The organism is Allobosea thiooxidans, assembly GCF_900168195.1.
Classification (GTDB): domain Bacteria; phylum Pseudomonadota; class Alphaproteobacteria; order Rhizobiales; family Beijerinckiaceae; genus Allobosea; species Allobosea thiooxidans.
The window spans coordinates 353,012-372,952 of the sequence record NZ_FUYX01000003.1; the positions used below are offsets into that span (position 1 = coordinate 353,012).

General features: G+C 68.0%; 20 protein-coding genes. 10 read left to right on the forward strand and 10 right to left on the reverse strand.

The features are described from left to right. Positions 1-31 precede the first annotated feature (31 nt). Positions 32-718 carry a DUF2161 domain-containing phosphodiesterase gene (locus B5Y19_RS07520; RefSeq protein WP_055727527.1) on the forward strand — a complete coding sequence of 229 codons (687 nt, stop codon included), beginning with the start codon at positions 32-34 and terminating at the stop codon, positions 716-718. A gap of 31 nt (positions 719-749) precedes the next feature. Here the strand turns inward: B5Y19_RS07520 and B5Y19_RS26420 are convergent, their stop codons facing one another. From B5Y19_RS26420 to B5Y19_RS07535, 3 genes are read right to left on the reverse strand one after another with little or no spacing between them, the layout of a single operon-like run. Beyond that, positions 750-1,160, reverse strand: coding sequence for a hypothetical protein (locus B5Y19_RS26420; protein WP_244555513.1), 411 nt, complete (start codon positions 1,158-1,160; stop codon positions 750-752). Continuing rightward, positions 1,157-1,609, reverse strand: coding sequence for a DNA polymerase III subunit chi (locus B5Y19_RS07530; protein WP_055727526.1), 453 nt, complete (start codon positions 1,607-1,609; stop codon positions 1,157-1,159). Before B5Y19_RS07530 ends, B5Y19_RS26420 begins: the two co-directional genes overlap by 4 nt. A gap of 48 nt (positions 1,610-1,657) precedes the next feature. Beyond that, entirely contained in the window at positions 1,658-3,151 is a 1,494-nt protein-coding gene (locus B5Y19_RS07535) for a leucyl aminopeptidase (protein WP_079591294.1), read from the reverse strand. Between the two features lie 164 nt (positions 3,152-3,315). Here B5Y19_RS07535 and lptF point away from each other — a divergent pair, with 164 nt between their 5' ends. From lptF to rsmA, 5 genes are read left to right on the forward strand one after another with little or no spacing between them, the layout of a single operon-like run. Next, the gene (gene lptF, locus B5Y19_RS07540) at positions 3,316-4,503 is read left to right on the forward strand and encodes an LPS export ABC transporter permease LptF (protein ID WP_055727548.1); all 1,188 of its coding nucleotides are present in this window, start codon (positions 3,316-3,318) and stop codon (positions 4,501-4,503) included. Continuing rightward, positions 4,503-5,594: an LPS export ABC transporter permease LptG gene (gene lptG / locus B5Y19_RS07545; protein WP_055727524.1), complete on the forward strand. Its 1,092-nt coding sequence runs from the start codon at positions 4,503-4,505 to the stop codon at positions 5,592-5,594. The genes lptF and lptG overlap by 1 nt, the downstream gene beginning before the upstream one ends. Positions 5,595-5,643: 49 nt before the next feature. Beyond that, positions 5,644-8,202 (forward strand): LPS-assembly protein LptD, encoded by a 2,559-nt coding sequence (locus B5Y19_RS07550; protein ID WP_244555515.1) that lies wholly within the window; start codon positions 5,644-5,646, stop codon positions 8,200-8,202. Between the two features lie 46 nt (positions 8,203-8,248). Next, positions 8,249-9,271, forward strand: a complete 1,023-nt coding sequence (pdxA, locus tag B5Y19_RS07555) for a 4-hydroxythreonine-4-phosphate dehydrogenase PdxA (protein ID WP_139384309.1) — start codon at positions 8,249-8,251, stop codon at positions 9,269-9,271. Further along, positions 9,268-10,116 carry a 16S rRNA (adenine(1518)-N(6)/adenine(1519)-N(6))-dimethyltransferase RsmA gene (rsmA, locus tag B5Y19_RS07560; RefSeq protein WP_055727521.1) on the forward strand — a complete coding sequence of 283 codons (849 nt, stop codon included), beginning with the start codon at positions 9,268-9,270 and terminating at the stop codon, positions 10,114-10,116. Before pdxA ends, rsmA begins: the two co-directional genes overlap by 4 nt. Positions 10,117-10,274: 158 nt before the next feature. Here rsmA and gmk read toward each other — a convergent pair whose 3' ends face one another. The 7 genes from gmk to fabD form a co-directional block, all read right to left on the reverse strand. Then, entirely contained in the window at positions 10,275-10,922 is a 648-nt protein-coding gene (gene gmk, locus B5Y19_RS07565) for a guanylate kinase (protein WP_055727520.1), read from the reverse strand. 5 nt (positions 10,923-10,927) lie between these two features. Continuing rightward, complete coding sequence (locus B5Y19_RS07570) at positions 10,928-11,809, reverse strand: YicC/YloC family endoribonuclease (protein WP_055727519.1); 882 nt, start codon at positions 11,807-11,809, stop codon at positions 10,928-10,930. 240 nt (positions 11,810-12,049) lie between these two features. After that, positions 12,050-13,390: an endolytic transglycosylase MltG gene (gene mltG, locus B5Y19_RS07575; protein WP_244555516.1), complete on the reverse strand. Its 1,341-nt coding sequence runs from the start codon at positions 13,388-13,390 to the stop codon at positions 12,050-12,052. Between the two features lie 204 nt (positions 13,391-13,594). Continuing rightward, the gene (gene fabF, locus B5Y19_RS07580) at positions 13,595-14,866 is read right to left on the reverse strand and encodes a beta-ketoacyl-ACP synthase II (protein ID WP_055727517.1); all 1,272 of its coding nucleotides are present in this window, start codon (positions 14,864-14,866) and stop codon (positions 13,595-13,597) included. 55 nt (positions 14,867-14,921) lie between these two features. Then, positions 14,922-15,158, reverse strand: a complete 237-nt coding sequence (locus tag B5Y19_RS07585; RefSeq protein WP_055727516.1) for an acyl carrier protein — start codon at positions 15,156-15,158, stop codon at positions 14,922-14,924. 265 nt (positions 15,159-15,423) lie between these two features. Next, a complete protein-coding gene (gene fabG / locus B5Y19_RS07590; RefSeq protein WP_055727515.1) occupies positions 15,424-16,161 on the reverse strand; it encodes a 3-oxoacyl-[acyl-carrier-protein] reductase in 738 nt (245 codons plus the stop codon). A 60-nt stretch (positions 16,162-16,221) separates the two neighbouring features. Next, positions 16,222-17,160 (reverse strand): ACP S-malonyltransferase, encoded by a 939-nt coding sequence (gene fabD / locus B5Y19_RS07595; protein ID WP_055727514.1) that lies wholly within the window; start codon positions 17,158-17,160, stop codon positions 16,222-16,224. A 333-nt stretch (positions 17,161-17,493) separates the two neighbouring features. On the opposite strand from fabD, the gene rpsF reads away from it, so the two are divergent. From rpsF to rplI, 4 genes are all read left to right on the forward strand, one after another. Beyond that, entirely contained in the window at positions 17,494-17,925 is a 432-nt protein-coding gene (rpsF, locus tag B5Y19_RS07600) for a 30S ribosomal protein S6 (protein WP_055727513.1), read from the forward strand. A gap of 3 nt (positions 17,926-17,928) precedes the next feature. Further along, on the forward strand, positions 17,929-18,174 hold the full coding sequence (gene rpsR / locus B5Y19_RS07605) for a 30S ribosomal protein S18 (RefSeq protein WP_038367644.1): 246 nt from the start codon (positions 17,929-17,931) through the stop codon (positions 18,172-18,174). 179 nt (positions 18,175-18,353) lie between these two features. After that, entirely contained in the window at positions 18,354-19,301 is a 948-nt protein-coding gene (locus tag B5Y19_RS07610; protein ID WP_055727512.1) for a DUF2232 domain-containing protein, read from the forward strand. 32 nt (positions 19,302-19,333) lie between these two features. Further along, complete coding sequence (gene rplI / locus B5Y19_RS07615) at positions 19,334-19,897, forward strand: 50S ribosomal protein L9 (protein WP_055727511.1); 564 nt, start codon at positions 19,334-19,336, stop codon at positions 19,895-19,897. The last annotated feature ends 44 nt before the right edge of the window (positions 19,898-19,941 follow it).

The following is a 19,941-nucleotide window of genomic DNA, read 5'->3' on the forward strand; positions in this document are numbered from 1 at the left end:
GCATGCTTGACGGGTTGCCCGGAGACACGATGTGGAAACCTCGCTTTATGGCCCCGTCAAGCGCTTCCTCGAAGGCCTCGGCTATACCGTCAAGGGCGAGATCGGGCGTTGCGATCTCGTCGGGCTTCGCGAGGACGATCCAAGTGTCGTGGTGATCGGCGAACTCAAGCTGACCTTCAATCTGGAGCTCGTTCTGCAGGGCGTCGACCGCATGAGCCTCGGCGACGAAATCTGGCTGGCCGCGCAGCTTTCCGCCAAGGGCAGGGGTCGCGAAGGCGATCCGCGATATCGCAATCTCTGCCGGCGCCTCGGATTCGGCTTGCTGGGCGTCTCCCAATCCGGCCGTGTGGACGTCCTTGTTTCCCCGGCGGCGCCAACGCCGCGGAAGAACCCCCGCCAGCGTTCGAGATTGGTGGAGGAGCACAAGCGGCGTCAGGGAGACCCCGCCATCGGCGGCGGCACGCGCAAGCCCATCATGACCGCCTATCGCCAGCAGGCGCTCGCCTGCGCGGCTGCGATGGCAGCGGCGCCGCAACGGCCGCGCGATCTCAAGCGATCCTTCCCGGACGCGCAGAAGATCCTGAGCCGAAATGTCTATGGCTGGTTCGAGCGGTCCGAGCGCGGCGTCTACGCGCTGACGGAGACCGGTCGCAACGCTCTGGCAGAATGGCTACCCGAGGACGCGGGGAAGCTCGAGCGAAGCGGGACAGCCGGCTGAGAGAACCGGAAGTCCCGGCAGCGGCAGCGGCTCAGCCCTGCCCCGGCTTGACGATCCGGCTCAGGCGATTGTCGGTGAACATGTAGATCTCGCGGCCGCCGGGCTCGGAATAGAGCACCTGCACCTCGCGCTGGCCCTTGCCGCTCTCGCCGATCAGCACGTCGGTCGGCCGCGCGCCCTTGAGCCTGACCAGCTCGCATTCGGTGATGCCGGGCGCGATCTCCTTCGGCAGCGGCCGGGTCGACGGGTCGAGCGAGGCGCCGACGCTGCATTCGCCTTCCGGCGTCAATACCGGTTCACGGGTGGAGATGCCGGCGCTGGCCGTGCTGGTGGTCGTCGTGGTGACGCCGCCCTTGGTCTCGGACTGGAAGGCGAAACCGCCCATGTCGACGGAGCAGCCGCCAAGCGTCGCGGCGCAGAGGAACAGGACCGGCAGTCTCACGCTTTCTTCTCCCAGCGGCCGGCCTCGTCCTGCTGCCAGTAGCTGGCGGCATGACCGGAGGCCCGGGCCTTCTTCCAATCCTCACGGGCCGCTGTCAGCGCCTCGGGATCGTCTCCATCGAATATCAGAACGACGCGCTCGTAGTCCTGCATTGCGTCGGGAATGCGGACTCCGTCGGCGCAGATCCGCACCTGCGCGGCGTTCGGGTTGTGGCCCTGGGTGGTGACGACCACCGGGTTCTGCGCGGCATCCGCTTCCATGGCCGTGACATGCGGCAGGAAGCTCTCGTCCGAATAGGTCCAGAGATGGTCGTCGATCGCGCTCAGTCGCTCCTGGCTCGAAACCTCGACGACGACCTTCTGCCCGCGCGACAGGGCGCGGTCGAGGATCGTCGGCAGCACCTGCTCGAGCGGGCGAGACTGCAGATGGAAGAACAGGATTTCAGCCATCAAACCATTTTATTACAACGAGTTGTCAGACTCTGCGCAGAAATCGAGTCAGCTCTCGTAATTGTCCGCTACCAGCCTGTCGAGCAGGCGCACGCCCCAGCCCGGGCCCCAGGACCGGTTGATCTCGCTATCCTTGGCGGCCATGCCGGTGCCGGCGATGTCGAGATGCGCCCAGGGGGTGTCGTTGACGTGGCGCTGCAGGAACTGCGCGGCGGTGATGGAGCCGGCATAGCGCCCGGCCGAGTTCTTCATGTCGGCGAATTTCGAGTCGATCATCTTGTCGTAGCCCTTGCCGAGCGGCAGGCGCCAGACCGTCTCGCCGGTGGCGGTGCCAGCTGCCGACAGGCGTTCGGCGAGTTCGTCGCTGTTGCTGAACAGGCCGGCATTCTCCTGGCCGAGCGCGACCATGATGGCGCCGGTCAGCGTGGCAAGGTTGATCATGAAGCGCGGCTTGAAGCGCTCCTGCGTGTACCAGAGCACGTCGGCGAGGACGAGCCGGCCCTCGGCGTCGGTGTTGATGATCTCGATGGTCTGGCCGGAGAGCGAAGCGACGATGTCGCCCGGGCGCTGGGCGTTGCCGTCGGGCATGTTCTCGACGAGGCCGATGACGCCGATGGCGTTGACCTTGGCCTTGCGGGCCGCGAGCGCATGCATCAGGCCGACGACGCAGGCGGCGCCCGCCATGTCGCCCTTCATATCCTCCATGCCGGCGCCGGGCTTGAGCGAGATGCCGCCGGTGTCGAAGGTCACGCCCTTGCCGACGAAGGCGACGGGCTCGGCGTCCTTGCCGGCGCCGTTCCAGCGCATGATGGCGACCCGGCTCTCGCGCCGCGAGCCCTGGCCGACGCCGAGCAGCGCGCGCATGCCGATCTTCTTCAGGTCCTTCTCGTCGAGGATCTCGATTTCGACGTCGAGCTTCTTCAGCTTCGCGGCCCGGTCGGCGAACTCCTCCGGATAGAGCACGTTCGGCGGCTCGTTCACGAGGTCGCGCGCCAGGAGGACGCCACCTGCGACGGCCTCGGCCTGCTTCAGGGCCCTCTTCAAGCCGGCCGGATCCTCGCTGCGCAGCGTGACCGCGACCGCCCCCTCCTCGTCCTTGTCCTTGCTCTTCGTCTTGTAGCGATCGAAGGCGTAGGAACGCAGCCGGAGGCCGAGCGCCAGCTCGGCCGCCTGCCGCGCGGCGATCGTCCCCTCGGGCAGCGCCAGGACGATCTCGGCCGTGCGGCCGGCCCCGAGCCGGCCGGCGATCGCGCCGCCGAGCCTGACGAAATCCAGCGTGTCGCGCTCGTCCTGCGGCCCGACGCCGACGACGATCAGGCGCTCGTAGCCCGCCTGCTCCGGCGCGGGCAGGGTCAGCGCTGCGCGAACCTTGCCCTTGAAGCGCTCGGCCGCGGCCGAGCGCGTCAGCAGCGTCTGCGCCGCCTCCCCCGCCGCCGCGGCAGCGGCTTCCGGCAGGAGAAGGCGATCGGAGACCAGGACGACGAGGTCCTGCCCCTCGACGGCATGGAAGGCTTTGACCTCGAGCTTCAGACGCTGCGACATGATCCGCTCACAATCCTGCGACAACTGCTTGGGGAAGGACACCGAAGGAAGCGACGCAGACGATTCCCGTTTGCGCCGCGACCGCGCCTATACCATAGGGAGTGTCCGACGAACCACCTCGGGAAGCTCCCCGGCTTCCCGCCTGCCGGAAGCGACGCGTGCTGCTGAACCGCCTGGATCGATACATCCTGAAGATCGCTGCGGTGGCGGCGATCGTGCTGCTGCTCGGCCTCACGGGCGTGATCTGGGTGACGCAGGCGCTGCGCGAGGTCGATCTCATCACCGGCAAGGGCCAGACGGTGCTGATCTTCCTGACCGTGACCCTGCTCTCGTTGCCGGCGCTGATCGCCGGCATCGCGCCGGTCGCGCTGTTCATGTCGACGCTCTACACGCTCAACCGGCTCAACGGCGATTCCGAGCTGATCGTGATGAACGCCGCCGGCGTCGCGCCCCACAGAATTACCCGCCCCTTCATCGCGCTGACGATCGCCACCTCCATCGTCGTCGCCTGGATGACGATCTCGGTGATGCCGGCGAGCTTCCGGATGCTGCGCGACCTGATCACGCTGATCCGCGCCGATTTCGTTGCCAACGTCGTCAAGGAAGGCCAGTTCGTCTCGCTCGATTCCGGCGTGACCTTCCACTACCGCGAGAAGGTCGGCGACGCGCTGGTCGGCATCTTCATGCAGGATCGGCGCGACCCGGCGCAGCCGGCGATCTATCTCGCCGAACGCGGCCGGACGGTCGAGGCCGAGGGCCAGAGCTTCCTGATGCTGGAGAAGGGCACGATCCAGCGCGAGGCGAAGAACACGACCACGACCTCGATCATCTCCTTCGAGCGCTATGCGCTCAACCTCTCCGCGCTGACGGGCGATTCGAGCGGCGGCCCCGGCGAGGGCGATGGCGACAAGGTCGTCTACAAGCCGCGCGAGCGCTCGACCTGGCAACTCCTCAACCAGGACCCGAACGAGAGCTACTACAAGATCCAGGAAGGCCGCTTCCGGGCAGAGCTGCACAACCGCCTCTCGGCCGCGCTCTACCCCTTCGCCTTCATGCTGATCGCCTTCGCCGCGATCGGCGAGGCCCGCACCACCCGGCAGGGACGAATGTTCGCGATCCAGTCGGCGATCCTGATCGTCGGCGCGACCCGCATCGCGGCCTATGCCGCCTGGACGGCGAGCGTCCGCTCACCCTTTGCCGCCGCCCTGCTCTACATCCTGCCACTGGCGGCGATCGTGCTCTCGGCGGCGTTCATCCTCTACGGCGAGAGGCTGCGCCCCGTCCTGGCCCGCCTGATGGCGCCCCTGACCCAGCCCCTCATCGGCCTTGCAGCTCGTTTCCGGCGCGCCTGATGCTCCTGTTCTCGACCTTCGGACGCTATCTGACCAAGCGCTTCACACGCGCGATCCTCAGCGTCTTCACCACCTTCTTCTTCCTCATCGGGACGCTCGATTTCGTCGAGCTGATGCGGCGCGCCGGCGACTCGCCGATCGCCACGACCCCACGCATCGTGCAGCTCGCGCTGTTCCGCGCCCCGGCCGTGGCCGAGCAGATCTTCCCGTTCGCCGCGCTGTTCGGCGGCATGTTCGCCCTGCTGACGCTGAGCCGGAAGCTCGAGCTCGTGGTCGCCCGCTCGGTCGGCGTCTCGGCCTGGCAGTTCCTGCAGCCCGCAGCCGTGGTCGCAGGCGTGGTCGGCCTGGTCTCGATCATGATCTACAACCCGCTGGCCGCCGATCTGAAGCGCAAGGCGACGGCGCTGGAGACCCGCCTCTTCGTCCGCGCCAGCGGCAAGTCCGGCGCCCCCCAGGAGATCTGGCTGCGGCAGCGCAGCGTCGACGGCCAGGCGGTGATCCGCGCCGCAGCGGCCCTGCCGGAAGAGGACGGGCTCTCGCAGGCGACGTTCTTTGTGTTCAATCCGGACGGCAGCTTCAAGGAGCGAATCGACGCCAAGCAGGCCGTGCTGCGGCCGGGGCATTGGGAGCTGACCGACGCCCGCGCGATCTCGGGCTCCGAAGAACCGCAGAACTACACGCATTACGTGCTGGCGACGACGCTCGAGCCGGAACAGTTGCGCCAGAGCTTCACGCCGCCGGATGCCGTCGGCTTCTGGTCGATGCCGGCCGTGATCGATCGGACACAGCGCGCCGGCCTCGATACCACGCCCTATGAGCTGCGATATCAATCGCTTATGGCGCGGCCGCTGCTGCTCATCGCCATGGTGCTCGTGGCCGCATCCGTTTCCTTAAGATTTTTCCGGTTTGGTGGTGTGACCAGACTGGTGATAGGTGGCGTCGCGGCCGGGTTCGTGCTCTACGTTGCGACACAGCTGTCGGAGGAACTCGGGTCGTCGGGAATCGTCAATCCGATCGTCGCGGCGTGGCTGCCAGCAGCATTGGGGACAATGCTCGGCGCTCTCGCCCTCCTCCATCAGGAAGACGGGTGAAACGTACTGTGCCTATGGTTAATATTGGGTTTAGCGGATGGCCTCTGGCGTGAAACGCGTAGCACGCTTTGCTGCGGCGACTGCGCTCGCCTCCAGCCTGGCCTATCTGCTGGCCGGCCCGGCCTTCGCCCAGAATCGGGCGGCGGGTGCCAACCCTGCGCCGGCAGCGGCTGCGGCGGCCAAGCCGCAGGACCGGATGGTCGTCGACGCGCGCGAACTCGTCTATGACAACGACAAGAAGACGGTCGCGGCCGTCGGCGACGTCCAGATCCTCTATCAGGGTCGGACGATCGAGGCTGATCGCGTCATCTACGACCAGGGCAACAAGCGCGTCACCGCGATCGGCAACGCCCGCATCACCGAGGCGAACGGCACAGTCATCACCGGCGAGCGCTTCAACCTGACCGACGACTTCCGGGACGGCTTCATCGACTCGCTGCGGGTCGTGAACCCCGACAAGACGCGCTTCTCGGCGCCGCGCGCCGAACGTACGGACGGCGAAACCTTCGTCTTCGACAAGGGCATCTACACCGCCTGCGAACCATGCAAGGACAACCCGGAGCGGCCGCCGCTCTGGCAGGTCCGCGCCGCGCGGATCATCCACAAGAAGTCCGAGCAGACGATCTATTACGAGGACGCCCGGCTCGAATTCGCCGGCATCCCGATGGCATATATCCCCTACATGTCGGGGCCGGACTCGACGGTGAAGCGGAAGTCCGGCTTCCTGTCGCCGAAATTCATAAACACCTCGGCGCTCGGCTTCGGCGTCGGCCTGCCCTATTTCCTGAACCTGGCGCCGAACTACGACCTGACGCTGACCCCGACCTACCTCACCCGGCAGGGCTTCCTCGGCCAGGCCGAGTGGCGGCATCGCGTGATGAACGGCTCGTACACGATCCGTGCCTCGGGCATCTTCCAGCAGGACCAGGAGGCCTTCCTGCCGTCCCCGCTCGGCCCGCGCGATAAGGAATTCCGCGGCTCGGTCGAGACGAACGGCAAGTTCTACATCAATCCACGCTGGACCTTCGGCTGGAACGCCTCGATGTCGACGGATCGCTGGTTCTACAAGAACTACCGCATCCAGAACGAGAGCTTCAGCAGCACCACCTATCTGCAGGAAGCGATCTCGACCGCCTACCTGAACGGCCAGAGCCCGACCGCCTGGTTCGACCTGCGCGGCTACTACTTCCAGCCGCTCAACTATCAGGACTGGCAGAAGCAGCAGCCCGTCGTCCTGCCGGTGCTCGACTACGACAAGCGCGTCCACAAGCCGTCCTTCCTGGGCGGCGAGCTCGAGTTCAACGTCAACATCACGAACCTCACGCGCGACACCGCTGCCTTCGCCGAGCTGCCGCAGCAGAAGACCTATCTGATCACGACGCCGAGCTACGCGCTCTATGACGGCTGCGCGATCTACGACAAGAACCACTGCCTCGTGCGCGGACTGGCGGGCAATGTCTCGCGGGCGTCGGTACAGGCGTCGTGGCGGCGCAACTTCATCGACCCGCTCGGGCAGGTGTGGACGCCCTATGCCTCGCTGCGCGCCGACGTCTTCTCGATCAACCCCGACACCAAGGGCGTGATCAACTCGCGGGTGTCGACCATCGCCGACACCTCCGACGAGGTCTTCGGGCGCGTGATGCCGGCCATCGGCCTGATGTATCGCTATCCCTTCGTCGCCAAGACCGACTGGGGCACGCATATCATCGAGCCGGTCGCGCAGATCGTGGCGCGGCCGAACGAGACCAACAGCCTGCGCGTCGCCAACGAGGACGCACAGAGCCTCGTCTTCGACGCCAGCAACCTGTTCGAATGGAGCGGCAAGTTCTCCGGCTATGACCGGCTCGAGGGCGGCACCCGCGCGAATGTCGGCGCGCTCTATACCGGCCGCTTCGGCAAGGAGGCCTTCGCCAACCTGCTCATCGGCCAGTCCTACCAGCTCGGCGGGCGCAACTCCTTCGCCAGCGGCGACCTCGTCAATACCGGCCTCGACTCCGGCCTCGAGACCAACACCTCGGACTTCGTGGCCAGGGCCCAGCTCTCGCCGTTCAAGGGCTTCTTCCTGACCGGCGCCACGCGGCTCAACTCCACGACATACGAGGCACAGCGGATCGACGCCGCGGCGACGTACTCGAACAACATCATCACCGCCTCGATCGGATATGGCCGCTATGAGCCGCAGCCCGATCTCGGCATCTCGCGCCGCCGCGAGGGCCTGTCGCTCAACGGCTCGCTGCGCGTGGCCGAGAACTGGCGCCTGCGCGCCGGCGTGCTCTTCGACCTCGACAAGTACAAGTACGACCGCGAGCGCTATCGGGACGCCTATGCCTCCTATCTCGCGGCCCCGACCGTGGCTGCGGTGCCGGTCTACCCGAACACCGGGCCGTTCCAGACCGCCTCGACCTCGTTCGGCATCAACTACACCGACGAGTGCACGGTCTTCGACATCAGCTATTCGCAGAGCTATGCCGACCGGCAGTCGGGCGCGACCAAGGACACCCGCACGGTCATGTTCCGCCTCGAGCTGCGGACGCTGGGCGAGATCAGCTACTCGCAGAACCTCGGCGGAACTTCCTCGACGGGTGACGGCGTCAGCTCGAGCCAGTGATCGCTCCGGGCCGCCGCGCGGCCCGGCTCCTTTCGACCTCGCGGAGATCGTCGTGCCGGCATTGCCGCTTGCGCTGACCCAGGGCGACCCCGCGGGCGTCGGGACGGAGCTGACCTTGCGTGCCTGGCTGGAGCGCGCCGAGCGGGATCTCCCGGCCTTCGCCGTCATCGCCGATATCGACCATCTCGCCCTGGCCGCGAAGCGCCTGGGATGGACCGTCCCCCTGCACCGTTCCGGATGGGGCGAAGCCGCCGCACTGTTCGACACGGCCCTGCCAGTGATCGCGTTGCCCGGCGGCCTGCCGGTGGAGCCGGGCCGGCCCGACCCCGCCAGCGCAACTGCGACGATCGCTTCGATCGATCTCGCCGTCGCCGCCGTCCGGCAGGGAGACGCCGCAGCGATCGTCACCAATCCGATCGCGAAATCAGTGCTTTACCAGGCCGGGTTCAAGCATCCTGGCCACACGGAATATCTGGCGCATCTCGCCGCGGCCGGCGGGGCAGAGCCGAGGCCGGTGATGATGCTGTGGTGCGAGGATCTCGCCGTCGTGCCGGTCACCATCCACGAGCCCTTGCGCCGGGTCCCGGAGCTGCTCTCCACCACGCTCATCGTCGAGACGGCACGGATCGTCGCAGGCGAGCTGCGCAGCCGCTTCGGCATCGAGGCGCCGCGGCTGGCGATCAGCGGCCTCAACCCCCATGCCGGGGAGAACGGCACCATGGGCGGAGAGGATCAGGCGGTCATCGTGCCGGCGATCGAGGCGTTGCGGGCGGAAGGCATCGATGCGCGCGGCCCCTATCCGGCCGACACGATGTTCCATGCCCGCGCCCGCGCCGGCTACGATGCGGCGCTGGCGATGTATCACGACCAGGCGCTGATCCCGATCAAGACCATCGCCTTCGACGACGGCGTCAACGTCACCCTCGGCCTGCCCTTCATCCGCACCTCGCCGGATCATGGCACGGCCTTCGACATCGCCGGCAAGGGCGTGGCGCGGCCCGACAGCCTGTGCGCCGCACTGAGACTCGCCGCGCGGATGGCACAACGACAGAGCAGCGCCGCAGCATGAGCCAGATCGACGACCTGCCGCCGCTGCGCGAGGTGGTGGAGCGCCACGGGCTGATGGCGCAGAAAGCCCTCGGACAGAACTTCCTGTTCGACCTCAACCTGACGAGCCGGATCGCACGGGCGGCCGGCCCGCTCGACGGCGAGACGGTCGTCGAGATCGGCCCCGGCCCCGGCGGCCTGACGCGGGCGCTGCTCGCCAACGGCGCCGGGCGCGTCATCGCGATCGAGCGGGATCGGCGCTGCCTGCCGGCGCTCGCCGAGATCGCGGCGCGCTATCCCGGGCGGCTGGAGGTCATCGACGGCGACGCGCTCGCGGTCGATCTCTCGCCCTATCTCGCCGGCGGGAGGGCGCGGATCGTCGCCAACCTACCCTACAATATCGGCACGCCGCTGCTGGTCGGCTGGCTCAGCCTGGAGCCCTGGCCGTCCTGGTGGAGCTCGTTGACGCTGATGTTCCAGCGCGAGGTTGCCGAGCGGATCGTCGCCTCGCCGGCGGAACGGGCGGATTACGGCCGGCTCGCCGTGCTGTCGAATTGGCGCTGCGAGACCAGGATCCTGTTCGACGTGCCGCGCAGCGCCTTCGTGCCGCCGCCGAAGATCACCTCCTCGATCGTGCAGCTCGTCCCACGCGAGCGGCCGGAGCCCTGCGACAGGCGCCTGCTCGAGCGGGTCACGCTGGCGGCCTTCGGGCAGCGGCGCAAGATGCTGCGGCAGAGCCTCAAGGCCGTGCTTCCGGACCCGGCGCCGATCATCGCGGCCGCCGGCCTCAGCGAGACGGCGCGGGCCGAGGAGGTCCCGGTCTCGGGCTTCGTCAAGCTGGCGAACGCGCTGGCCGCCCAGCGCTAGTTACATCCTTGTCATTCCGGGACTTCGCGCAGCGAAGAACCCGGAATCCACGACTGGGCGAGCGGCTTGCAACACGGCATCGAATGCCTCACCCGGTCGTGGGTTCCGGGTTCGGCCTTCGGCCGCCCCGGAATGACAAGGGTTGTACTGCCCGCTGATCAGGGCAGCTGTTCGGTCAGGAGCTGGTCGACGAAATCGTTGAGACCGACGGCACGGCTGCGCTTCAGGCGCTCGGCCGTCAGGATCGCCTTGATCTGCTCGTAAGCCGTTTGAAGATCGTGATTGACGATGACGTAGTCGTACTGGCTCCAGCGCGCGATCTCGTCGCGGGCATTGGCAAGGCGCTTGACGATCACGTCCTCGGCATCCTCGGCGCGACGAATCAGGCGCGAGCGCAGCTCCGCCATCGACGGCGGCAGAATGAAGATGGTGACGACGTCGGCGCGCGCCTTCTTGACGATCTGCTGGGTGCCTTGCCAGTCGATATCGAAGAGCACGTCGCGCCCGGCCGCCAGCGAGGCCTCGACCTCCTTGCGCGGCGTACCGTAGCCGTTGCCATGGACCTCGGCCCATTCCAGCAGGTCGTTATGCTGGCGCATGGCGTCGAAGGCGGCGCGGTCGATGAAGCGATAATGCACGCCCTCGATCTCGGAGGGGCGCTTGGCGCGGGTCGTCACCGAGATCGACAGGTCGAGATTGTTCTCGCTCTTGAGATTGCGGGTGAGCGTCGTCTTGCCCGCGCCGGAAGGCGAGGACAGGATCAGCATGAGGCCGCGACGGGCCGGGTGAAGGGTCTCGGCAGCCATCCGGCTCACTCCACGTTCTGAACCTGCTCACGCATCTGGTCGACGACCGTGCGCAGCTCCAGGCCGATCCGCGACAGGCCGGGATCGTTCGCCTTGGCGCAGAGCGTCGAAGCCTCGCGGCCGAATTCCTGGGCCAGGAAGTCGAGCTTCCGGCCGATCGGCCCGCCCTTGGCGAGGAGCTCGCGCAGCGCGGCGACATGGGCGTGCAGCCGGTCGATCTCCTCGCGGATATCGGCCCGCACCGCCAGCAGCGCCGCCTCCTGATGCAGACGCTGCGGATCGAAGCCGTTCGCGGCGCCCATCAGCGTCTCGACCTGAGCCGCGATGCGCGCGCGGATGGCGTCGGCGCCGCGCGCCGGGTGGTTCTCCGCCTCGGCGGCCAGCCGGGCGATGGTCTCGAGATGGCCGGAGACGATCGCCTCCAACGCGCGGCCTTCGGCGGCACGCGCTTCCTTCAGGGCGCTCGAAGCCGCCTCGAGCCCGGCAAGGGCCGGCGCCTCGACCGCGCCCAGCATATCCTGCGCCTCGTCGGCGAACTCGACGACGCCGCGAATACCGAGCAGGCCGTCATAGGATGGCGGGCTGACCCCGGCGACGGGCGGCAGCTTCTCGATGGCCTGCAGCAGCGCGGCCAGAACCGCCTCGTTGACGCGCGGGCGCGGCGGCCCGGCATCGCTCGTCACGGCCAGGTTGACGTGCAGCGTGCCGCGGGCGAAGGCGCCGGCCAGATGCTTGCGCGCCGCCTCTGCCAGCGCCTCGAAACCGGGCGGAACCCGAACGCGCAGGTCGAGCCCGCGCCCGTTGACGCTGCGGATCTCCCAGGCCCAGCCATGGACGCCGGCGGTCCCGGCGGCGCGGGCGAAGCCCGTCATGCTTTCGATGGCCATGCCTCTGCCCGCCTCCTTTGCAATGCGGCGGGACCGTAGTGGCGCCTCTGCACGACAGCAAGCGGCTCGCCGCCGGAAAATGGGGATGACGCCCGGGGGGCTCCACCGTCATTGCGAGCGAAGCGATCCAGGAAGACCGGGTCGAGCGTCCAACCCAGTCTTCCTGGATTGCTTCGACGCTTCGCTCCTCGCAATGACGTTGCGGTCGTCCCGGCGCGTCGCAGCCGCAGACCGCTGAAATCAGGGCTTGAGCTGCGGCACCAGCTTGGGCGAGTTCAGGTCGAAGGTCTTGTCGAGCAGCGGGTCGCGCGGCGTCCCCTCCGAGGCGTCGAAGGCGCGGGCCCGCGTACCGGCGACGGCACCGGCCGGCTGCGCGACCGGAAGGCCGGCGCCGGAGCCCGGCTGCATCGTCGCGGGCGCCTCGGAGCGGCTGTCGGGCGCCGGCGGCGGCTCGACCTTGTCGACGGCGTCGGCCGGCGGCTTGCCGCCCTGCTGCTGGCTGCGCGTCGTCTCGATCTGGCGCCAGCGGCCGACATTGCGGTTGTGCTGGTCCAGCGTCTCGGCGAAGGCATGTCCGCCGCTGCCATCGGCGACGAAATAGAGGTCCTTGGTCCGCGAATGGTTGACCACGGCCTCCATCGCGGCGCGGCCGGGATTGGCGATCGGCCCCGGCGGCAGGCCGTTGATGACATAGGTGTTGTAGGGCGTCGCCTGCGTGATCTCGTTGCGCTGGATCGCTCGGCCGAGCGTGCCCTTGCCGCCGACGAGGCCGTAGACGATCGTCGGGTCCGACTGCAGCCGCATCTTCTGGTTCAGCCGGTTGATGAAGACGCCGGCGACGCGCGGGCGCTCATCGGCACGGCCGGTTTCCTTCTCGACGATCGAGGCCAGCACGACCAGCTCCTGCGGCGTCTTGATCGGCAGGTCGGAGGGGCGGCGCTCCCAGATCCGGGCGAGCACCACGCGCTGGTCGCGCGCCATGCGGTCGATGATCGCCTGCCGCGAGAAGCCGCGCGGGAAACGATAGGTGTCCGGCAGGATCGAGCCTTCCTTCGGCACCTGGGCGATCTCGCCGGTCAGCAACTCGTTGTCGCGCAGGCGCGCCACGATCTGCTCGCTCGTCAGCCCTTCGGGAACCGTGATCGAGTGCTCGACCACCTTGCCGCTGGAGATGATGCCGAGGATTTCCTGCGGGCTGACCCGCGCCTTGAACAGATATTCGCCGGCCTGGAGCCGGTGCCAATCCCCGCCCATGATCGCGGCGACGCGGAAGCTCAGCGGATGCTCGATCAGCCCCTCGCGCTGGAGTAGCTCGGCGATCTCCGTCAGCCCGTTCTCCTTGGGAATGATCAGGACGCGGTCGCTGGCGAGCGGCCCGGGCGCCTTGCTCTGGTTCGAGACGATCGCGATGCCGGCACCGACGACGCCGGCGCCGACCAGCGCGACCGTGAACAGCCCGCTCAGCATCGACAGGAAGGGGCTGCGCCGACGGCGGCGCGCCTTCGGCGGCGGCGCCGGGGGCGCTACGGGCTTGAGGGCCTCGCTCGGACTTTTCGGGGCGACGCGGGGCGTATCATTCACGATCAAGACGCTCGCAGCATGGGGTAGACGATCTCGGCACAATCGAGCCCACGCGCCGGGCCTGGCGGAAAACCGGGCGCGTCAGACCGAAGCCACGCATTAGAACCGGTTTCCCCGTGGCTGTGAACGCGGAATCGCGCATTCGCCGACGCGGATGCGAAACTCTACCCAACATTATGGCAAAACGGCGCTGACCCGCTGGGGTCAGCCGCCGGGCTGGTAACGCCGCATCACGAGCGAGGCGTTGGTGCCGCCGAAGCCGAAGGAGTTCGACAGGGCGTAATCGATCTCGCGCTTGCGGGCCTTATGCGGCACCAGATCGATATCGGTCTCGACGGAAGGGTTGTCGAGATTGATCGTCGGCGGCGCCACCTGGTCGCGAATCGCGAGCACGGTGAAGATCGCCTCGATCGCGCCGGCGGCGCCGAGGAGATGGCCCGTCGCCGATTTGGTCGAGGACATCGAGGGGCGCTTCGGCGCATCGGCGAGCAGGCGCTCGACGGCGCGCAGCTCGATCTCGTCGCCGACCGGCGTCGAGGTGCCATGCGCGTTGATGTAGTCGAGATCGGCGGCCGTGATGCCGGCCCGCCCGAGCGCGGCCTGCATGCAGCGATAGGCGCCGTCCCCGTCCTCGGCCGGCGAGGTGATGTGATAGGCGTCGCCCGACATGCCGTAGCCGACGACCTCGGCATAGATGCGCGCGCCGCGGGCCAGAGCATGCTCCAGTTCCTCGAGCACGACGACACCGGCGCCCTCGCCCATGACGAAGCCGTCGCGATCCTTGTCGTAGGGGCGCGAGGCCTTCTCGGGCGTGTCGTTGAAGCCGGTCGACAGCGCCCGGCAGGCGCAGAAGCCGGCGATGCCGATGCGGTTGATCGCCGATTCGGCGCCGCCTGCGACCATGACCTCGGCATCGCCGAGGGCGATCATGCGCGTAGCGTCGCCGATGGCGTGCGCGCCGGTCGAGCAGGCGGTGACGGCCGAATGGTTCGGCCCCTTCAGCCCGTGCTCGATCGAAACGTAGCCGGCGGCGAGATTGATGAGACGCCCCGGGATGAAGAAGGGCGAAAGCCGGCGCGGGCCGCGCTCCTTGAGCAGGAGGGAGGCCTCGTAGATGCCTCCGAGCCCGCCGATACCCGAACCGATGGCGACACCGGTCCGGATCTGGTCATCATAGCTTTCCGGCTTCCAGCCGGCGTCCTTCAACGCCTGCGTGGCAGCGGCCATCGCAAAGATGATGAAGTCGTCGACCTTGCGCTGCTCCTTCGGCTCCATCCAGTCGTCGGGATTATAGGTCCCGTCGCTGCCGTCACCCCGCGGGATGTTGCAGGCGATCCGCGCCGGCAGGTCGCTGGCGTCGAAGCTGGTGATGGGGCCGGCGCCGCTGGCGCCGGCAAGGAGACGTGTCCAGGTCGGCTCGACGCCGCAACCGAGCGGCGTCACCATGCCGAGCCCGGTCACGACGACACGCCGCATCGGAGAACTGCGAGAAGCCATGATGTTTTCTGAGTGGATCAGCCCCGAAGGCCGATCAGGCGCTCTTCGACGACAGGAACTTCACGGCGTCGCCGACCGTCACGATCGTCTCGGCCGCATCGTCCGGGATCTCGACGCCGAACTCTTCCTCGAAGGCCATCACGAGCTCGACGGTGTCGAGGCTGTCAGCGCCCAGGTCCTCGATGAAGTTGGCGCCGTCGACAACCTTCTCGGGCTCGACGCCGAGGTGCTCGACCACGATCTTCTTCACGCGCTCGGCAACATCGCTCATGAGTCTCTTCCTTAGACTTGGAAACTGAAAACGCATCGCAGGGACGCGACGCGCTTAATGGATCTTCTTCCGAGCCGCCTCGCCACCATGGCGATGCCCGCGATCCGGAAAGCTCGAAGCCTGCACAAACGCAACAACCGGGGTTTCGTCAAGTCCCCTCGGATCGCCGGGTGGCAGCGCGACGGCGCTAGTTAACATACCCTTTCGAGACTGGCGAGAGCACCGCAAAGTTATCAAAGCCAATCCGGAAATCGCGCTAACGCGCCTAGATCATTGCCATTCCGCCGTTGACGTGCAGGGTCTGCCCGGTCACGTAGCCGGCTTCCTCGCTGGCCAGATAGGCGACCGCCGCAGCGACATCCGCCCCCGCGCCCAGACGCCCCATCGGCACGTCCGAGAGAATGCTCTCGCGCTGCTTGTCGTTCAGCACCTGCGTCATCGGCGACTCGATGAAACCGGGCGAGACCACGTTGACGGTGATGTTGCGGCTCGCCACCTCGGCGGCGAGCGCCTTCGACATGCCGATCAGCCCGGCCTTGGCGGCGGCATAGTTGCCCTGCCCGGCATTGCCGGTCGTGCCGACGACGGAGCCGATCGAGACGATTCGACCGTAACGCTTGCGCATCATCGACTTCACGGCCGCGCGCGCGAGGCGGAAGGCGGCAGTGAGGTTGACGGCGAGCACGCTGTCCCAGTCCTCGTCCTTCAGGCGCATGAACAGGTTGTCGCGGGTGATGCCGGCATTGTTGACGAGGATGTCGAGCCCGCCGAGCTTCTCCTCGGCCGTCGGCACCAGCGCCTCGACGGAATCCTTGTCGGCGAGGTTGCAGGGCGCGAGCACGACGCGCTCGCCGAGCTCGGCGGCCAGGGCTTCGAGCGCCTCGGCGCGCGTGCCGGAAATCGCGACGCTCGCACCCTGCGCATGGAGGGTCCGCGCGATGGCTCCGCCGAGGCCACCGGTGGCGCCGGTGACCAGGGCCTTGCGGCCGGTCAGATCAAACATGTTCGCTCCCTTTTTCGGCGTCCTGCCGTTCCTGCCCGTCCTGGGCCCGCGCCTTCACGCCTAGCGGGCCTTGAACGCCGCGATGTCCTCAGCCGTACCGATCGAGACCGGCGCCGCGCCTGCAACGATACGCTTCACCAGGCCGGCGAGCACCTTGCCGCTGCCGAGCTCGACGAAATCCGTGACGCCGGCCGCGGCCATGGCCTGGACGCATTCGCGCCAGCGCACCGTGCCCGTGACCTGGGCCACGAGCGAATCCCGGATCGCGCCCGGCTCGCTCAGCGGCGCCGCGCCGACATTGGCCATCACCGGCACGACGGGGGCCTGCATCGAGACCTTGGCCAGCGCCTCGCGCATCGCATCGGCGGCCGGCTGCATCAGGGCGCAATGGAAGGGCGCGGAAACCGGCAGCAGCATGGCGCGCTTCACGCCGCGCTCGCCGGCGAGCGCGATCGCCCGCTCGACCGCGGCCTTGGCGCCGGAGAGCACGACCTGCCCGCCGCCATTGTCGTTCGCGGCCTCGCAGACCTCGCCCTCGGCCGCGTCGGCGGCGATCGCGCGGGCCTGGTCGAGCTCGGCGCCGAGCAGCGCGGCCATCGCGCCCTGCCCGGCCGGAACCGCCTTCTGCATGGCGTCGCCACGGATACGCAGCAGGCGGGCGGCGTCCGCGATCGAGAAGGTGCCGGCGGCGGCGAGCGCCGAATATTCCCCGAGCGAGTGACCGGCGACGAAGGCGGCGTCACGCTTCAGATCGAGCCCGGCCTCCGCCTCGAGCACCCGCACCACGGCGAGGCTGACGGCCATCAGCGCCGGCTGGGCGTTGGCCGTGAGGGTCAGCTCCTCCGACGGGCCGTCCCACATCACCCCGGACAGCTTCTGCGACAATGCCGCATCGACCTCGTCGAAGACGGCCTTCGCCACCGGGAAGGCTTCGGCCAGGCTCTTGCCCATGCCGACGGCCTGGGAACCCTGGCCGGGAAAGATGAACGCTGTCGCCATGCTCGGAACGCCTCGTTCTGCTGAACTTATGTATTATGACGGGGCTGTCACATCGGTTTCGCGCCCAAGTCAAGCATGGCGGCCGAGTTTTCCGCTCCCCAAGCCGGCTTTCCCGCCAGATTCCGGTTGCCATGACGGCCGGGACGCTGTAACGGCTGCCTCCTGCTTGTTCGGCCGGAGGCTGAACGGATGACGTTCGTCCGCAAGGAAGAGCGCAGGCTCCCCGGAGCCGACATCCCGTGTCTCCGCCTTCGATGAAATCCTGTCGGGCCTTATCCAGGGCTCGGAGGGCTCCGCGCCGGGCGAAGCAGGGTGAAACAAGGAAGGCCACATATGGCATTGTACGAGCATGTGCTGCTCGCGCGGCAGGATGTCAGCGCGCAGCAGGTCGAAGCTCTTGTCGAGCAGTTCAAGGGCGTGATCGAAGCGAATGGCGGCGCCATCCGCAAGGTCGAGTATTGGGGCGTCAAGTCCCTCGGCTACCGCATCAAGAAGAACCGCAAGGCGCACTACACGCTGCTGAACATCGAGGCCCCCTCCGCCGCCGTGCTGGAGATGGAGCGCCAGATGCGCATCAACGAGGACATCCTGCGCTTCATGACCATCAAGGTCGAGGAGCTCGAGGAAGGCCCGTCGGCCATGCTCCAGAAGCGCGATCGCGACGAGCGTGGCGAGCGTGGCGGCGACCGTTTCGAGCGCGGCCCGCGCCGTGACCGTCCGCGTCGCGAAGACGAAGCGACCGAAACCGCCGAAGCGGAGGCCTGATCCATGTCGACTGCATCCGCTGGCGCCCGTCGCCCCTTCTTCCGCCGCCGCAAGTCCTGCCCGTTCTCGGGCGAAGGCGCTCCGAAGATCGACTACAAGGACGTCCGTCTGCTCTCGCGCTACATCTCCGAGCGCGGCAAGATCGTCCCGTCCCGCATCACGGCGGTCTCCGCCAAGAAGCAGCGCGAGCTGGCTCAGGCCATCAAGCGCGCCCGCTTCCTCGGCCTGCTGCCCTACGTCATCCGCTGATCCGCAACCCGGATCCGGATACCGCTCATACCGGAGGCGCGCCGCGCGCCTCCGGTTCTCGCATCAAAGATCAACCAGTCGCCCGGCGGTGAAACTCCATCGGGTTCGTTGAGGCCGAAGGGCCTCTCACCCTGCCGAGCCAGAAGGCTTGCGAGCAGCGGGACAGCAGGACGGACTAGATGATTCCGATTGTCGGCATCGGCGCGGGCCTCGTTTCGGCCCTGCTCTTCTCAGTGGTGATCACCGGATCGCCGCTGGCAGCCCTGCTGTACTCTGCCGCCCCCCTCCCGATCTTCATCGCCTCGCTAGGCTGGAACCACCGTTCCGGGCTGTTCGCCACGGCTGCCGGCGCGCTCGCCGTCGCGGTCGCGCTCGCGCCGACGGGCGGTATCGCCTTCGCGCTGATCATCGGCCTGCCCGCCTGGTGGATCGCCTATCTCGCCCTGCTCGCCCGCAGCGACGCCCAAGGCGCGGTGGAGTGGTACCCGCTCGGCAACCTACTGCTCTGGATCGCCGCCACCGCCGCTCTCGCCACCGTCGGCAGCGCGCTGGTGATGACCACCGATTACGAGACCTACCGCTCGGTGATCTCGCGGATGATCGAGAACCTGCTGAACGAGATGGTGCGCGGCAAGCTGATCGCGCTGCCGGCCAACGTCCATGTGAAGGAACTCGCGGAGAACCTGGCTCCCGCAGTGCCGCTCGGCATCGGCGCCTCCTTCGTCACCACCATCGCCGCCAATCTCTGGCTCGCGGCGCGCACCGTGAAGATGTCGGACCGGCTGCCGCGCCCCTGGCCCTTCATCCCCTCGGCCTCGCTGCCGCGGCAGGCGCTGCTGCTGCTGGTCGCCTCGGCCGTGATCGCCTCGCTCGGCGGCTTCATCGGCGTGGCCGCGACCGCGCTGGTCGGCGCCCTGCTCGCCGCCTTCATGTTCAGCGGGCTGTGCCTGCTGCACGACCTCTCGCGTGGCCGCCCCTGGCGGTTGCCGATGCTGATCTCGGTCTATGTCGCGCTCGTCGTGATGCAGGCCGTGCTGACGCCGCTGCTCGCGCTCGTCGGCCTGATCGACACGCTTCTCGGCCTGCGCCGGCGGGCCGCGCTGCCGCCTCCGCCTACCCATTCCTGAAACCCTGACTCAAGACATCAAGGAGAAGACCCATGGAAGTGATCCTGCTCGAACGCGTCGCCAAACTCGGCCAGATGGGCGACATCGTCCGCGTTCGCGACGGCTTCGGCCGCAACTACCTGCTCGCCCGCGGCAAGGCGCTGCGCGCCACCGAGGACAACAAGAAGCGCTTCGAGAGCCAGAAGCTCGAGCTCGAGACCCGCAACCTCGAGCTGAAGTCCGAAGCCGAGTCCGTCGCCGAGCGCCTCAACGGCCAGAGCGTCGTGATCCTGCGCCAGTCGGGCGAGTCGGGCGTGCTCTACGGCTCGGTCTCGACCCGCGACATCGCCGAGGCGCTGTCGGCCGAGGGCTTCAAGGTCGCCCGCAACCAGGTGACGCTGAACCACCCGATCAAGACGCTCGGCCTGCACACCGTCCCGGTCGTGCTGCATCCGGAAGTCGCGGTCACGGTCACCGTCAACGTTGCCCGCTCGGCCCAGGAAGCCGACCGTCAGGCCGCCGGTGAGAACGTCACCGCCCGCGAGGAGTTCGACCTCGACGATCTCGGCCTCGAGGTCGGCGCGGCGCTGGCCGAGGCCGGCGACGACGAGCGCTGAGCCTTACCGCTCCGAAGTCAAGTCAAGGGCGCCGTGGCAACACG

Bases quoted from the DNA above. Each gene is read 5' to 3' on its own strand.
- B5Y19_RS07530 (WP_055727526.1), bottom strand. From the start codon at position 1,609: ATGGCTGAAATCCTGTTCTTCCATCTGCAGTCTCGCCCGCTCGAGCAG.
- B5Y19_RS07535 (WP_079591294.1), bottom strand. From the start codon at position 3,151: ATGTCGCAGCGTCTGAAGCTCGAGGTCAAAGCCTTCCATGCCGTCGAG.
- lptG (WP_055727524.1), top strand. From the start codon at position 4,503: ATGCTCCTGTTCTCGACCTTCGGACGCTATCTGACCAAGCGCTTCACA.
- rsmA (WP_055727521.1), top strand. From the start codon at position 9,268: ATGAGCCAGATCGACGACCTGCCGCCGCTGCGCGAGGTGGTGGAGCGC.
- gmk (WP_055727520.1), bottom strand. From the start codon at position 10,922: ATGGCTGCCGAGACCCTTCACCCGGCCCGTCGCGGCCTCATGCTGATC.
- B5Y19_RS07570 (WP_055727519.1), bottom strand. From the start codon at position 11,809: ATGGCCATCGAAAGCATGACGGGCTTCGCCCGCGCCGCCGGGACCGCC.
- fabF (WP_055727517.1), bottom strand. From the start codon at position 14,866: ATGCGGCGTGTCGTCGTGACCGGGCTCGGCATGGTGACGCCGCTCGGT.
- B5Y19_RS07585 (WP_055727516.1), bottom strand. From the start codon at position 15,158: ATGAGCGATGTTGCCGAGCGCGTGAAGAAGATCGTGGTCGAGCACCTC.
- fabG (WP_055727515.1), bottom strand. From the start codon at position 16,161: ATGTTTGATCTGACCGGCCGCAAGGCCCTGGTCACCGGCGCCACCGGT.
- fabD (WP_055727514.1), bottom strand. From the start codon at position 17,160: ATGGCGACAGCGTTCATCTTTCCCGGCCAGGGTTCCCAGGCCGTCGGC.
- rpsF (WP_055727513.1), top strand. From the start codon at position 17,494: ATGGCATTGTACGAGCATGTGCTGCTCGCGCGGCAGGATGTCAGCGCG.
- rpsR (WP_038367644.1), top strand. From the start codon at position 17,929: ATGTCGACTGCATCCGCTGGCGCCCGTCGCCCCTTCTTCCGCCGCCGC.
- B5Y19_RS07610 (WP_055727512.1), top strand. From the start codon at position 18,354: ATGATTCCGATTGTCGGCATCGGCGCGGGCCTCGTTTCGGCCCTGCTC.
- rplI (WP_055727511.1), top strand. From the start codon at position 19,334: ATGGAAGTGATCCTGCTCGAACGCGTCGCCAAACTCGGCCAGATGGGC.